Below are 14181 nucleotides of genomic sequence, written 5' to 3'. Positions count from 1 at the left end.
GATCGTAGAGAGGGAAGCGCAGGGATGCGCGATGAACCATCTGCACCACATGAAGGAGAACACCGTGGGACTGCGAGGCCACTGGTATCGGGGCGGGACCAGCAAATGCTGGTTGTTCGACGCGAAAGACGTCGCCCTGTTCGCCACCAACCGGGAAGAGATCCGCGAACTGCTCGCTGACGCGTTCGGCGCGGCGGACGCCCGGCAGCTCGACGGCGTCGGCGGCGGCACCTCCACCACCTCCAAGGCGGCCGTCATCTGGGCCACCCCGGGGGAGGACACGGACCTGGACTACCTGTTCGCCCAAGTGGGGATCGGTGACCGGACAGTGGAGCTCGGCTCCAACTGCGGCAATTGCGCCACCGCTATCGCCCTGTTCGCCGTGCAGACGGGCATCGTCCCCGCCGCGGACGGACTCACCCGGGTCCGGATGCGCAACCTCAACACCGGCGCCGTGCTCAGCGGCACCGTCCCCACCCCGGGCGGGACCGTCCCGAAGTCCGGACTGGCCCGGGTTCCCGGCAGCTCCGCTGTCGGCGTCCCCGTCAGCTTGTCCTTCCACGGCCCCTGGGGCCGCAGCACCGGCGCCGTCCTGCCCACCGACGCCCCGGCGGACAGTATCGACCTCGGCCCACGCTCCGTGGCGGCCACTCTGGTGGACGCCGGTGCCCCCGCGGTCCTGATTCCGGCGGACCAGGCCGGCGTGGACCTCTCCGACATGACCGGCAACCTCGCCGGGCAGCTCGGAACCCTGGTGGCGGCCCGGGCCGCGGCGGGCCTGATGATGGGCCTGCGGAAGCCCGAGGACCCGCCGCAGAACGCCGTACCCAAGGTCGGCGTCGTCGACGAACCGGGCGACTACACCGCCGCGGACGGCACCCTGGTCCCCGCGGACGCGCATGACCTGCGGGTCCGCATGCTGTCCATGCTCGCTCCGCACCCGGCCATCGGCCTCACCTCCGCGGTGGCCGTCTCCCTGGCCACGGCCCTGCCAGGCTCCGTTCCGGCCGGGCTGCTCCGCCAGGCCCCGGAGCTCGCGCCGGGCACCTCCCGTCTGCTGCGCATCGGCACCCCCGCCGGCGTGGTCACCACGGAAGTCGTCGCCGGGGACGACGGCTCCATCACCGAAGTCGCGCTGCACCGCGCGGCCCGGCACCTCGCTACGGCCGATATTGACGTCGCCAGGACATCTGGCATCTCCGCCTAGCACCCGTACCTGTTGCCCTGTCATCATGAGAGGGCCGCATTCAGCAAGGAAGTTGTTCAATGAAGATCAAATCCATCCTCGGGCATCTCTACGTCCAGGTCCTCATCGGCGTCGCCCTCGGCGTCCTGGTGGGCTCCCTCTGGCCGGACCTCGGCGCCGGGCTGAAACCGATCGGCGACGGCTTCGTCAAACTGGTGAAGTTCATGATCGCCCCGATCGTCTTCTGCACGATCGTCGGCGGCATCACCTCCCTGACGGATACCAAGCAGGTCCGGCCCACCCTGCTCCGCTCCCTCGGCCTGTTCTACGCGCTGACCGCGGTGGCCCTGGCCCTGGGCCTCGCCGCGGTGATGATCATCCAGCCCGGCACCGGCATGCACATCAACCCGGCGCACCTGGACTCCTCGGTGGCCGCGAAATACACCAGCCAGCTGCCCAGCAGCAACCCCGTGGACTTCTTCCTGAACATCATCCCCACCACGTTCGTGGGTGCCTTCGCCGACGGTGAGGTGCTGCCCGTCCTGGTCATCGCGATGCTCTGCGGCTTCGCCTTCAGCAAGCTCGGCGCCCCCGGCCAGGTGGCCCTGACCGTGGTGAACAGCTTCAACAAGATGCTCTTCGTGGTCTTCGGCTACATCATGAAGGTCGCCCCGCTGGGTGCCTTCGGTGCCATGGCCTTCACCGTCGGCAAGTACGGCGCGCACTCCATCGGCAACCTGGGCATGCTGATCGTGGCCTTCTACGCCGCCTGCATCGTCTTCGTCGTCGTCGGCCTGGGCCTGCTCGCCCGGATCTCCGGCTTCAGCCTCTGGCAGACCCTGCGCTACTTCAAGGACGAGTTCTTCATCGTCCTGGCCACCTCCTCCAGCGAACCGGTGCTGCCGCGGTTGCTCTCCAAGCTGGAGCGGGTGGGCTGCGACCGCAGCGTCGTGGGCCTGGTGGTCCCCACCGGCTACAGCTTCAACCTCTCCGGCACGGCCATCTACCTGACCCTCGCCTCCATGTTCATAGCCCAGGCGTGCGACATCCAGCTCAGCTGGGGCCAGATCCTGGTGATGCTCGGCATGATGCTCCTGACCTCCAAGGGTGCGGCGGGCGTGACCGGCAGCGGTTTCGTGGCCCTGGTGGCGACCCTGACCGTCATGCCCACCCTCCCGGTGGCCGGCGTGGCCCTGATCGTCGGCATCGACCGCTTCATGAGCGAGGCCCGCGCCCTGACCAGCACGGTCTGCAACATCGTCTCCTGCATCGCCGTCGCCAAGTGGCAGAAGTCGCTGGACACCGTGACCCTGCACCGCGAGCTCAAGGCCGGGTTCGTTCCCACCGAGGCCGACGGCGACGCGGCCGACGCCGGGCACGGCACCGAGGCTCCTGCGGGCGGCAGCGTGGCAGCCGACGCCGGGCACGGCACCGAAGCCCCGGCGGGCGCCGTCGCGACCCCCGCCGCCGGGCACCCGGCGGAGCCGGTCAAGGCGCCGCAGCCGGCACTCGTGCACTAGGACAAATTCCACCCTGCCCGCGCCCAGCCTCCGGTCGTAAACTGACGGTCGGACGCGCGGTTATCGCGGTGCCGGTTGGCCATGACGGCCGGCCGGCACCGTTGCCGTGTGCCCCCGCATGACTGAACGGCCCGGCTCTCCCCACCCGGGCCGCCATCGAGAACTATGGAAAGGCACCCCCATGAAAGCCATCCAGTTTGCAGCCCCCGGCTCCTCCTTCGAGACCGTTGACCGTGACATCCCCGAGGTTCCCCGCGGCCATGTCCTGGTCAAGGTCCACGCCAGCGGTATCTGCCACTCCGACGCCATGGCCGCGGCCGGTTTCGCGTCCTCCTACCCCCGCGTCCCCGGCCACGAGGTTGCCGGTACGGTCGAGTCCGTGGGCGAGGGCGTCACCCGTTGGGAAGCCGGCCAGCGCGTGGGCGTCGGCTGGTTCGGCGGCGCCTGCTTCGAGTGCGATTCCTGCCGCCGCGGCGACTTCATCACCTGCTCGGTGGGCAAGACCACCGGCCTGAGCGCCGACGGCGGCTACGCCGAGTACCTCGTGGCTCCGGCCGACGCCCTGGCCGCCATCCCGGAGGGGCTGAGCTTCGAGGAGGCCGCGCCGCTGATGTGCGCCGGCGTCACCACCTTCAACGGCCTGCGGCACAGCGGCGCCCGCGCGGGCGACGTCGTCGCCGTCCTGGGCCTGGGCGGCCTGGGCCACCTGGGCGTGCAGTTCGCCGCCAAGATGGGCTTCGAGGTCGTCGCGATCGCCCGCGGCTCGGAGAAGGAATCGTTCGCCAAGGAGCTCGGCGCGCACCACTACATCGACAGCACCTCATCCGACGTCGCCGAGGAGCTGAAGAAGCTCGGCGGCGCCAAGGTGGTCCTCGCCACCGTCACGGACGCCGCGGCGATGTCCGGCACCGTCGGCGGCCTCGCCCCGCGCGGCCGCCTGGTGGTCCTGGGCGTCCCGCACGAAAACCTGGAGGTCAGTGCGGCCAGCCTGGTGATGGGCAGCAGCTCCGTCAACGGCCACGCCTCCGGCACCGCGAAGGACTCCGAGGACACCCTCCGCTTCTCCGCCCTCACCGGGGTCCGCCCGATGATCGAGACCTACCCGCTGGAGAAGGCGGCGGAGGGCTTCGACCACATGATGTCCGGCAAGGCCCGCTTCCGCGTGGTTCTCACCACCAACTAGGACGGGCGTCCCCCAGGCTGTCCGCCGTGCCCGGTCTGCGGTGCACGGCGGATAGCCTGAGGGCGGGGAGTGCCAACGCTTCCCCAAGAGACTGGTGACCGGCCCACCCCGCGGGGGTGGGCATGGCCGGAGACAAGGGAGCGACAGTGCTGGAGACCAGGCCGTTCGGCGATACCGGATTGAACGTCTCCATCGTGGGGCTCGGTGCCGGCCAGATCGGGGAATCCGACGTCACCGAGCGCGATGCCGCTGACGTGCTCAACGGGGCACTGGATCTGGGTGTCACGCTGATTGACACGGCGGCCAGTTACGGGCTGAGCGAGGAGCGCATCGGCCGGCACCTTGGCCACCGGCGGGACGAATTCGTGCTCTCCACCAAGGGCGGCCCGAAGATCAACGGCCAACGGGACTGGTCGCCGGGCAGCGTGCGGGAGAGCATTGAACGGTCGCTGCGCCTGACGCAGTCCGAACGCCTGGACATCTTCTACCTGCACTCCTGCCCGCTCGACGTGCTGCGGCGCGGAGACCTGCAGGACACCCTGGACCAGGCCGTCGCGGACGGCAAGATCGGCGTTGCCGGCTACAGCGGAGACAACGAGGCGCTGGCCTTCGCGGCAGAGTCGGGCCGGTTCGGCGCGATCGAAACCAGCGTCAACATCGCCGATCAGTGGAACCTGCGCAACGTCGTGGGCAAGAGGCCCGAACTGGGCGTGATCGCCAAGCGTCCGATCGCGAACGCGCCCTGGCGCTTCCCAGAGCGGCCGGTGGGGAACTACGCCGAGCTCTATTGGGAACGGCTCCGGGCCCTCGAGCTGGACCCCGGGGCCCTGGACTGGGCCGAATTCGCCCTGCGGTTCACGGCGTATGCGCCCGGCGTGCACACTGCCATCGCGGGGACGGCCAAGCTGGAGCACCTGCGCCACAACATCGCGGCGGCGGCCGGCGGCCCCCTGGACGCTGACGCCCTGGCAGCCATCGACCGTGCGTGGCTCGCCGCGGGATCCGACTGGCCGGCTTCAACCTAGGAAGCCCGCCAGGCGCAGGCTACAGCGGGTCGGAGAACTGCGCCGCGACCTTGGACGGATCCAGGCCGGGAACGACGACGGCGGTGACGACCTCGGGTTCGGAAAAGAGTGCTGCGTGGGCGGAAGCCGCCGCCGGGGTTTCCAGCGGAGACGGTGTCTGGGTAGAGGTCATGGTCCTCATGTCTACGCCATCGGGGAGGCTGGGTCGAACCGGCGCGCGGTGGAGGTAGTAATCAGGCTGACGATCGCCTGGCCATCGTGACCATCGCCACAGATTCTGACGCCCGGACCGCGGTCCGGGATGGACAACGCCACGCCCAGGCCACAGCCTTATCTCCAGGGCCGCACACGCCGTCGGCCGCCACCGCAGCGAAGGAGCACCGTGCCGCCCACCACCTCCCCCGGAACCGTGCCCGGAGACAGCATCCGCGCAACCTTGGCCCCCGAGTTGGCCGCCGCCCGCCGGCCCGGCACCACGGACCGGGACTGGAACGACTTCCGGGAGCGGTTCGACGCCGAGTTCCCGCGGCTGGAGTCCCTGTTCCGGCGGATCTACGGCCCGGACGGCGACGCCGAACTGCGGCAGCTGGTCCTCGACGCCGCGGCGTCCTGGCAGGACCGGCCGGCTGACCTGAAGGCGCTGGACGCGGCCCGTGCGGCTGACCCGGACTGGTTCCAGTCCAACGGGATGCTGGGCGGCGTCTGCTACGTGGACCTCTACGCCGGCGACCTCTCCGGCCTGCGCTCCAGGATCCCGTACTTCCGGGAGCTGGGCCTGACCTATCTGCACCTGATGCCGCTGTTCCGCGCCCCGGAGGAGAACTCCGACGGCGGCTACGCCGTCTCCAGCTACCGCGACGTGAACCCCAACCTCGGCACCATGGCCGAGCTGGCCGCCGTCGCCCGCGAACTCCGGGAGAACGGCATCGCCCTGGTGGTGGATTTCATCTTCAACCACACCTCCAACGAACACGACTGGGCGCGCAAGGCCGTGGCCGGGGAACCCGGCTTCGAGGATTTCTACTTGATCTTCCCGGACCGAACCATGCCTGACGCGTACGAGGAGACCGTGCGGGAGATCTTCCCGGACGACCACCCCGGCTCCTTCATCCAGCTGGAGGACGGGCGGTGGATCTGGGCTACTTTCCACTCCTTCCAGTGGGACCTGAACTACCGCAACCCGCGGGTGTTCCGCGCCATGGCCGGGGAAATGCTCTACCTGGCCAACCAGGGCGTGGACATCGTGCGGATGGATGCGGTGGCGTTCATCTGGAAGCAGCTGGGCACCCCGTGCGAGAGCCTGCCGGAGGCGCACCTGCTGCTGCAGGCGTTCAACGCCGTGTGCCGGCTCGCGGCGCCGTCGCTGTTGTTCAAGTCCGAGGCGATCGTGCACCCGGACGAGGTGGTGCAGTACATCAGCCCGGGGGAGTGCCAGCTCAGCTACAACCCGCTGCAGATGGCCCTGATCTGGAACACCCTGGCCACCCGCGAGGTGAACCTGCTGGCCCAGGCCCTGGAACGCCGCCACCACATTCCGGACGGTACCGCCTGGGTGAACTACGTCCGCAGCCACGACGACATCGGCTGGACCTTCTCCGACGAGGACGCGGCGGAATTCGGCATCAACGGCCACGATCACCGCAGCTTCCTCAACGCCTTCTTCGTCAACCGGTTCCCGGGCAGCTTCGCCCGCGGAGTGCCGTTCCAGGACAACCCCCGCACCGGGGACTGCCGCGTCTCGGGCACGACGGCGTCCCTCGCCGGGCTCGAGGCGGGGGACCCGTCCGCCGTCGCACGGATCCTGCTGGCCCACTCGATCGTCCTCAGCACCGGCGGCATCCCGCTGCTGTACCTGGGCGACGAGGTGGGGCAGCTGAACGACTACGCCTACCGCCAGGACCCGGCCAAGGCCGAGGACAGCCGCTGGGTGGGACGTCCGGAGTACCCGGCGGAGCGGTACGCCGAACGGACGGACCCGGCAACGGACGCCGGGAAGATCTTCGCCGGGCTGACCCACCTGATCGACGTACGACGGCGGACCCCCGAGTTCGCGGGCGGCCGCCTGATCCCGTTCCACACCCACAACCCGCACATGCTGGGCTACCAGCGCCCGGGGACTGCCGGCGGCGGGGAATCCACCATCCTGGTGCTCGCCAACTTCGGCGACACCGCCCAGCACCTCGACGCCGCGACGCTCGGCGGGATGCCGGACACGGCCGAGGACCTCATCGGCGGCGGACGGGTCACCCTCCGGGACGGCTTGACCCTGGAGCCGCACGGCCTCCGCTGGCTCCGCGTCTGAGGAGGCGCCCGCATATACTTCGGAGATGCCGACAACGTGCCTGGACAGAGGCTGCCGCGACCTTCCTTCTGACTCTCGACAGCCCGGAAGCGCCCGGTGAGCGGCGGTCTGGTCGCCCTGCTGGACGACATCGCCGCCTTGGCCAGGATCGCCGCCGCCTCGGTGGACGACGTCGCGGCGGGCGCGGCCAAAGCCGGTGCCAAGGCCGCCGGCGTCGTAATTGACGACGCCGCCGTGACCCCGCAGTACGTGTCCGGCGCGGACCCGTCCCGCGAACTGCCGATGATCTGGGAGATTTTCCGGGGTTCGCTGCGCAACAAGCTCCTGATCATCCTGCCGGCCCTGCTGCTCATCAGCGCCTTCATCCCGTGGATCATCCCGTTCATCCTCATGGCTGGCGGCACCTACCTCTGCTACGAGGGAGCCGAGAAGATCTGGCACAAGCTCCGCGGCCAGCACGAGGCGGACGAGGACACCCCGGCGGTGGACCGGGGCCCGGAGGCCGAAGCAAAGGTCACCAAGGGCGCCATCACCACCGACTTCATCCTGTCCTGCGAGATCATGGTCATCGCCATGAACGAGGTAGCGGCCGAATCCCTCTGGGTCCGCGCCGTCGTCCTGGTGGCCGTCGCCATCGCCATCACCGCGGCCGTGTACGGCGCCGTCGCGCTGATCGTCAAGATGGACGACATCGGCCTGCACCTGACCACCAAGGACTCCGCCGGCTCGAAGCGCTTCGGCGAGCTGCTGGTCCGGGGGATGCCGAAGGTGCTGACCACCATCACCGTCATCGGAACGGGCGCCATGCTGTGGGTGGGCGGGCACATCATGCTGCAGGGCGCCCACGACCTCGGCTGGCATGGCCCCTACGACCTGGTCCACGCCCTCGAGCACCCCGTCGCCGGGGTCGCCGTGGTGGGCGGGTTCCTTGCCTGGCTGGTGAACACCCTGTGTTCGGCCGTCCTGGGACTCGCCTGGGGCCTGGTGGTCATGGCCGTGCTGACGCCGCTGCTCAAGGTGCTGCCCTTTGGGAAGAAGCACGACGGCGGCCACGAAGGCCGCGCCGCCGGCGGCCGTCAGCCTGCACAACAGGACGCCGACCCAGCCTCCTAGTCGGTACTTCCGGGCGAGCCTTGCGCGCCGCCGTCGCGGAGGGTCTCCACGTAGGCGCGGTCCCGGCTGATCCGTTGCCGCAGTTGCCCGGCCCCGCCCACCGAGCCGTGCCCGGGGATGACGGCGTCGACATTGTCGGCCACGCCGTCGAACAGCTGCAGCGCTGCGAGGTAGTCGGCGATGGGATCCTCGGCGTTGAGGTCGAGGAACGGCGTCAGGACGTCGGAGAGCATGTCGCCTGCAACCAGGATGCGGCGGTCCTCGATGAGCAGCGCCGCATGGCCCCGGGCGTGGGCCCGGTGCTCGATGATGCGGATGGAGGGCCCGTCCCAGGGAAGGTGCGATGCGTTGTCGGGCAGGCCGGTGATGAGCCCGAACAGCTCCATCGGGATCTCGTCGGCGAACTCCGGCGGCAGGACACCGGCTACGCGGTCCTGCCAGTCCCCCGTGGACAGCAAGGCCTGCAGCGAAGCCGCGCACCGGGCCGTTCCGTAGCGGGGCGCGTCGCCGAAGGCTTCGTGCCAGAGGACGTGGTCCCATTGCGGGTGCGTGGCGAAGCCTGCCACGACGGGCTGGCCCAGCTCACGGACGTCGTGCGCGAGGCCGGCCAGTTCGGTGCGCGTGATGCCGGGGTCGATCAGCAGAACCCCCTCGCGGCCCTGGACGATCACGGAGTTGCTCTGGAGGAACTCGCTCACGTGCACCAGAACGTCCTCCGCGACCTGCTTCAGCATGGAATGCCTCCCGTGTGGTGATGTAACGCTGGTTGGGAGGCTATTCCTGGCCTGCGTGGAGCACAAGCACCCGGAGGCCCTGCTCATTCCACGGGGGCGACGGCGGCTCGCTGATCCGGGCGGTTTCAGCGGTACGTCCGCCCTGAGAGGAACCCGGTTCACGCCCAGCATCCGGACGTAAACTGGCGTTCGAACCAGCGGCGCGTGGGGACGCTGCGAGTGGCGCTTTCAGAAGTGGAGACCGGATGCTCTGGAAACTGCTCGTCCAATACCTTCGGCCGCAGCGCGCGCTGCTGCTCGCCGTCGTCGTCTTCCAGCTGGCCGCCTCCATCGCCTCGCTGTACCTGCCCACCCTGAACGCGGACATCATCGACCAGGGCGTGGCGCGCGGGGACACGGACTACATCCTGCGCACCGGCGGCCAGATGCTGATGATCACGCTGCTGCAGATCGCCTGCACCATCGCCGCCGTCTACTTCGGCGCGAAGGCCGCAATGGCGCTGGGCCGGGACGTGCGCGGGGCGATCTTCACCCGGGTGGCCGAATTCTCCGAACAGGAGGTCACCCGGTTCGGCGCGCCCAGCCTGATCACCCGCTCCACCAACGACGTCCAGCAGGTCCAGCAACTGGTGCTGATGTCCGCCACACTGATGGTCACCGCGCCCATGCTCAGCATCGGCGGCGTCATCATGGCCATCCGGCAGGACGTGCAGCTGTCCTGGCTGATCGCCGTCAGCGTCCCGGTGCTGCTGCTGGCGGTGGGCCTGATCGTGAGCCGGATGGTGCCGCTGTTCCGGCTGATGCAGACCCGGATCGACACGGTGAATCGGGTGCTGCGCGAACAGCTCACCGGCATCCGCGTGGTCCGCGCGTTCGTCCGGGAGGATATCGAGACGGAGCGCTTCGGCCGGGCCAACGCGGACGTCACGGACACCGCCCTGCGCGCCGGCCGGCTGATGGCGCTGGCGTTCCCGTCGGTGATGCTGGTCCTCAACGTCTCTTCCGTGGCGGTGATCTGGTTCGGCGCGTACCGGATTGAGGACGGGTCCATGCAGGTGGGCACCATGATCGCGTTCCTGAGCTACCTCATGCAGATCCTGATGTCGGTCATGATGGCCACGTTCATGGCGGTCATGATCCCGCGCGCCGCCGTCTCCGCGGACCGGATCGGGCAGGTGTTGGGCACCGAATCCAGCGTCCGCCCGCCCGCGCAGCCGGTCAGCCTCGCCGGCAGCGCCCGCGGCGAGCTGGAAATGCGCGACGTCGGGTTCGCCTACCCGGGTGCCGAGGCCCCGGTCCTCTCCGACGTCACTTTCACCGCCCGGGCGGGGCAGACGACGGCAATCATCGGCTCCACTGGTTCGGGCAAGACCACCCTGGTGAACCTGATGCCGCGGCTCTTCGACGCCACCTCCGGCTCGGTCCGGATCGACGGCGTGGACGTCCGCGAGCTGCACCCGGACCTGCTCTGGGGGCACATCGGCCTGGTCCCGCAGAAGCCGTACCTGTTCTCCGGCACGGTCCGCAGCAACCTGCTTTACGGCAAGCCCGACGCCACCGAGGATGAACTCTGGCAGGCGCTGGCCATTGCCCAGGCCGAGGATTTCGTCCGCGAGATGGAGGGCGGCCTGGATGCGCCCATTTCGCAGGGCGGCACCAACGTCTCCGGCGGGCAGCGGCAGCGAATCGCCATCGCGCGGGCGCTGGTGAAACGGCCCGAGCTGTACATCTTTGACGACTCGTTCTCCTCGCTGGATACCGCCACGGACGCGCGGCTGCGGCAGGCGCTCAAGCAGCACACCGCCGGTGCCACCCTGGTGATCATCGCCCAGCGGGTCTCCAGCATCGCGGACGCGGACCGGATCCTGGTGCTCGACGACGGCCGGATCGTCGCGCAGGGCACGCACGAGGAGCTGCTGGAGACCTCGGAGACGTACAACGAGATTGTGAACTCCCAGCTCGCGGCGGAGGAGGCGGTATGAGCAAGGTCGAATCCCAGACCCCGACGGCGGGCGGCGGTGCTGGCGGTCCCGGCGGGTCCGCGGGCGGGCCGGGCCCGGGCGGTCCGCGACCCGGCGGCGCTCCTACCCTCGGCGGTGCCGGAGGAACCGGAGCCGGCAAGGACGCCCCGCTGCGCATTCCCCGCCCCGCCGGCGGCCCCGGCCGCGGCGGCCCCTTCGCCGGAATGAACGTCCCCGCGGAGAAGGCGATGAACTTCGGCCCGTCCGCGAAGCGGCTGCTGGGCGAACTCCGCCCCGAACGACTCTGGCTGGCGCTGGTGCTGCTCCTCGCCGTCGTGAGCGTGACGTTCTCCGTGATCGGGCCCCGGCTCCTGGGCGAGGGCACCAACCTGATCTTCGCCGGCGTCGTCTCCAAGCAGTTGCCCGCCGGGGTGACCAAGGACCAGCTAATCGACCGGCTCCGCGCCGCGGGGGAGAACCAGAAGGCGGACATGCTCGGCGCCATGAACCTGACGCCGGGCACCGGGATTGACTTCACCGCGCTGTCCTCGGTGCTGCTGTGGGCGCTGGCGTTGTACGTGCTGGCGTCCGCGTTCATGTGGATGCAGGCATATATCCTCAACGGCGTGGTGCAGCGGACCGTGTACCGGCTGCGCGAGCGGATCGAGGCGAAGATCAACCGGCTGCCGCTGCGTTACTTCGACACCGTGCAGCGCGGCGAGCTGCTCAGCCGCGTCACCAACGACGTGGACAACATCTCCCAGAGCCTGCAGCAGTCGATCAGCCAGGCGGTGACCTCGCTGCTGACCGTGGCCGGGGTGCTGGTGATGATGGTGATCCTCTCGCCCACGCTGGCGATCATCGCGCTGGTGACCATTCCGCTGACCCTGGTGACGACGGCGCTGATCGCCAAGCGCTCGCAGAAGCTGTTCGTGGCGCAGTGGAAGAACACCGGCGAGCTGAACGGCCAGATCGAGGAGACGTACACGGGGCACGCGCTGGTGAAGGTGTTCGGCCGGCAGCGCGAGGTGGAGGAGACGTTCCGGCAGAAGAACGCGGAGCTGTACCAGGCAAGCTTCGGCGCGCAGTTCATTTCCGGGCTGATCATGCCGACCATGACGTTCATCGGGAACCTGGTCTATGTGGGGATCGCCGTGGTGGGCGGCCTGCAGGTTGCGTCCGGTGCGATGCAGCTGGGGGATGTGCAGGCGTTCATCCAGTACTCGCGGCAGTTCACCCAGCCGCTGGCCCAGCTGGGTTCGATGGCGAACCTGCTGCAGTCCGGCGTAGCGTCGGCCGAGCGGGTGTTTGAGCTGCTGGACACCGAGGAGCAGCTGACCGACCCTGACGCGCCGGTCACGCCGGAGTCGACGCGCGGGCGGCTGGTGTTCGAGGACGTGTCCTTCGCGTACTCGCCGGATAAGCCGCTGATCTCCGACCTGTCGCTGGTGGCCGAGCCGGGGCAGACGGTGGCGATCGTGGGGCCCACCGGGGCGGGCAAGACCACGCTGGTGAACCTGATGATGCGCTTCTATGAGCTCGACGCCGGCCGGATCACCCTGGACGGGGTGGACGTGGCGCTGATGTCCCGGCACGAGCTGCGCTCGCGGATGGGCATGGTGCTGCAGGATACCTGGCTGTTCGGCGGAACCATCCGGGACAACATCGCCTACGGCCGGCCCTCTGCCACGGAGGCCGAGATCCTGGAGGCGGCGAAGGCGACCTACGTGGACCGTTTCGTCCGGTCCCTGCCGCAGGGTTACGACACCGTGCTCGACGACGAGGGTTCTAATGTGTCCGCGGGGGAGAAGCAGCTCCTGACCATCGCCCGGGCGTTCCTGGCCCGGCCGTCGGTACTGATCCTGGACGAGGCGACGTCCTCCGTGGACACCCGCACCGAGGTGCTGGTACAGAAGGCCATGAGCGCGCTGCGGTCCGACCGGACCTCGTTCGTCATCGCCCACCGGCTCTCCACCATCCGCGACGCCGACCTCATCCTGGTGATGGAGGCCGGCCAGATCGTGGAGCAGGGAACCCACGCCTCACTGCTGGAAGCCGGCGGCGCGTATGCCCGGCTGTACGAGGCCCAGTTCGCGGCGCCCGTGGCGGAGGTTTAGAACTGGGCCGGACCAAATAGCATCCATCAAAGACAGCGAACTAAATCGCAACTGCACAGGTGGACTTATCGGCCACTATTGCATCACACATATTTTTGGTGACGGTCAGTTGAGTGGGCGGCTAAGAGACGGTTCGCTTGCTGCCCGCGGCATAGCGATCTTGCGAGAATCCGCCACTAAATAGATCCTCATTGAGCAGTTGGAGAATAATCTTAACGTTTTGTTCGGTCACTTTCAGATCATCTCCTTCCATGAGGTCGGCCAGATCGTAGCCGTGACGCTGGATTTCACCACGAAGCGCATCGGGGGTCATGCTCAAGACATGCGGTCGTTGTTTGACAGCAAGGAACTTCTTCCGAAGGAACTGGTTCTTTTTGAGTGTTGTTTCCAGGGTTTGCGAACTGCCTTGCGTCATCGGTATGGCATCCACCAGTTCCTTGACCCACTCATCTGTCTTGGCCAAAACTGCTTGGGATTCTTTAAACAACCCTTCAAATGCATCCTTGTTAAGGACATACACCTTGTTAGTTGTGATGATCGCATCGTATCGGTCCTCAAAAGCAAAGATCGGAGAGACGACACGGTCTAGATTATCGTTGACCAATAGGGCCACGACGGACTTTCTGGCCAGCTGAATTGGTGAACGCTTCTTGACAAAAATGGTCCTATCTTCGCCATCACCAATGATTACTGCGTGACAAAGGAGCGGTTTCGTTCGAAGCTCATCCTCGGTGGCTAGGGTCAGAGAGGAAGCCTTGGTGAGTTCGCCCAAGAGGCCAGTATCGAACAGTTCATCTAAGGATGCTTCCAGATGGCTGTTGTCTTCCATAGACGTATCCGGAGAGTAACTTGCGCCGTCAGTTAGACTTGCAGCGGCATTCTCAGCGTGACCTCGCAGCGCAGTCTCCACTTCAGCGGCCGTCTTTACGTAACGACCAATCGACGTTTTCCCTGCGGCCCAAACAACTACGAGTTGCAGTGCGCCATTGGTGCTTGGCGTGTCACCTTGAACCAAGTGATCCTCTACTTTCATGTCGGGG

At 68.0% G+C, this 14181-nt stretch carries 11 protein-coding genes; 8 read left to right on the top strand and 3 right to left on the bottom strand.

Features of this window, described 5'->3' with window-relative positions:
* Positions 1 to 31: 31 nt before the first annotated feature.
* The 4 genes from QWJ39_RS03570 to QWJ39_RS03555 all read left to right on the top strand — a co-directional run bounded on the left by QWJ39_RS03570 (position 32) and on the right by QWJ39_RS03555 (position 4914).
* Positions 32 to 1207 (top strand): PrpF domain-containing protein, encoded by a 1176-nt coding sequence (locus QWJ39_RS03570; RefSeq protein WP_290256316.1) that lies wholly within the window; start codon positions 32 to 34, stop codon positions 1205 to 1207.
* A 59-nt stretch (positions 1208 to 1266) separates the two neighbouring features.
* Positions 1267 to 2706 (top strand): C4-dicarboxylate transporter DctA, encoded by a 1440-nt coding sequence (gene dctA, locus QWJ39_RS03565; RefSeq protein WP_290256315.1) that lies wholly within the window; start codon positions 1267 to 1269, stop codon positions 2704 to 2706.
* Positions 2707 to 2887: 181 nt separating this feature from the next.
* Entirely contained in the window at positions 2888 to 3889 is a 1002-nt protein-coding gene (locus QWJ39_RS03560; protein ID WP_290256314.1) for an alcohol dehydrogenase, read from the top strand.
* Positions 3890 to 4035: 146 nt separating this feature from the next.
* The gene (locus tag QWJ39_RS03555; RefSeq protein WP_290256313.1) at positions 4036 to 4914 is read left to right on the top strand and encodes an aldo/keto reductase; all 879 of its coding nucleotides are present in this window, start codon (positions 4036 to 4038) and stop codon (positions 4912 to 4914) included.
* A gap of 19 nt (positions 4915 to 4933) precedes the next feature.
* On the opposite strand, the gene QWJ39_RS03550 is transcribed toward QWJ39_RS03555, so the two are convergent.
* Positions 4934 to 5086, bottom strand: a complete 153-nt coding sequence (locus tag QWJ39_RS03550; RefSeq protein WP_290256312.1) for a hypothetical protein — start codon at positions 5084 to 5086, stop codon at positions 4934 to 4936.
* A 276-nt stretch (positions 5087 to 5362) separates the two neighbouring features.
* Between QWJ39_RS03550 and QWJ39_RS03545 the strand changes: the two genes are divergently transcribed.
* Both QWJ39_RS03545 and QWJ39_RS03540 read left to right on the top strand, forming a co-directional pair.
* Positions 5363 to 7216, top strand: coding sequence for an amylosucrase (locus tag QWJ39_RS03545; RefSeq protein WP_290256487.1), 1854 nt, complete (start codon positions 5363 to 5365; stop codon positions 7214 to 7216).
* Between the two features lie 96 nt (positions 7217 to 7312).
* Positions 7313 to 8329 carry a DUF808 domain-containing protein gene (locus QWJ39_RS03540; RefSeq protein WP_290256311.1) on the top strand — a complete coding sequence of 339 codons (1017 nt, stop codon included), beginning with the start codon at positions 7313 to 7315 and terminating at the stop codon, positions 8327 to 8329.
* Here QWJ39_RS03540 and QWJ39_RS03535 read toward each other — a convergent pair.
* Positions 8326 to 9063 carry an MBL fold metallo-hydrolase gene (locus QWJ39_RS03535; RefSeq protein ID WP_290256310.1) on the bottom strand — a complete coding sequence of 246 codons (738 nt, stop codon included), beginning with the start codon at positions 9061 to 9063 and terminating at the stop codon, positions 8326 to 8328. The genes QWJ39_RS03540 and QWJ39_RS03535 overlap by 4 nt on opposite strands.
* Positions 9064 to 9308: 245 nt before the next feature.
* On the opposite strand from QWJ39_RS03535, the gene QWJ39_RS03530 reads away from it, so the two are divergent.
* Together QWJ39_RS03530 and QWJ39_RS03525 are read left to right on the top strand one after the other, a co-directional pair.
* Positions 9309 to 11045 (top strand): ABC transporter ATP-binding protein, encoded by a 1737-nt coding sequence (locus tag QWJ39_RS03530; RefSeq protein ID WP_290256309.1) that lies wholly within the window; start codon positions 9309 to 9311, stop codon positions 11043 to 11045.
* Positions 11042 to 13141, top strand: a complete 2100-nt coding sequence (locus tag QWJ39_RS03525) for an ABC transporter ATP-binding protein (RefSeq protein ID WP_290256308.1) — start codon at positions 11042 to 11044, stop codon at positions 13139 to 13141. Before QWJ39_RS03530 ends, QWJ39_RS03525 begins: the two co-directional genes overlap by 4 nt.
* 121 nt (positions 13142 to 13262) lie before the next feature.
* Here QWJ39_RS03525 and QWJ39_RS03520 read toward each other — a convergent pair whose 3' ends face one another.
* A complete protein-coding gene (locus tag QWJ39_RS03520; RefSeq protein WP_290256307.1) occupies positions 13263 to 14174 on the bottom strand; it encodes a Kiwa anti-phage protein KwaB-like domain-containing protein in 912 nt (303 codons plus the stop codon).
* Positions 14175 to 14181: the final 7 nt, after the last annotated feature.

Origin of the sequence: Arthrobacter sp. YD4 (genome assembly GCF_030410515.1) — a bacterium.
Taxonomy (GTDB): Bacteria; Actinomycetota; Actinomycetes; order Actinomycetales; family Micrococcaceae; genus Arthrobacter.
Note: the sequence above shows the minus strand (reverse complement) of the source record. Positions and strands in the feature narration are given on the sequence as shown.

What these genes read in the sequence shown, in the direction of transcription:
- QWJ39_RS03570 (WP_290256316.1), top strand. Translation starts at nt 32, where the DNA reads ATGAACCATCTGCACCACATGAAGGAGAACACCGTGGGACTGCGAGGC.
- dctA (WP_290256315.1), top strand. Translation starts at nt 1,267, where the DNA reads ATGAAGATCAAATCCATCCTCGGGCATCTCTACGTCCAGGTCCTCATC.
- QWJ39_RS03560 (WP_290256314.1), top strand. Translation starts at nt 2,888, where the DNA reads ATGAAAGCCATCCAGTTTGCAGCCCCCGGCTCCTCCTTCGAGACCGTT.
- QWJ39_RS03550 (WP_290256312.1), bottom strand. Translation starts at nt 5,086, where the DNA reads ATGACCTCTACCCAGACACCGTCTCCGCTGGAAACCCCGGCGGCGGCT.
- QWJ39_RS03535 (WP_290256310.1), bottom strand. Translation starts at nt 9,063, where the DNA reads ATGCTGAAGCAGGTCGCGGAGGACGTTCTGGTGCACGTGAGCGAGTTC.
- QWJ39_RS03530 (WP_290256309.1), top strand. Translation starts at nt 9,309, where the DNA reads ATGCTCTGGAAACTGCTCGTCCAATACCTTCGGCCGCAGCGCGCGCTG.
- QWJ39_RS03525 (WP_290256308.1), top strand. Translation starts at nt 11,042, where the DNA reads ATGAGCAAGGTCGAATCCCAGACCCCGACGGCGGGCGGCGGTGCTGGC.
- QWJ39_RS03520 (WP_290256307.1), bottom strand. Translation starts at nt 14,174, where the DNA reads ATGAAAGTAGAGGATCACTTGGTTCAAGGTGACACGCCAAGCACCAAT.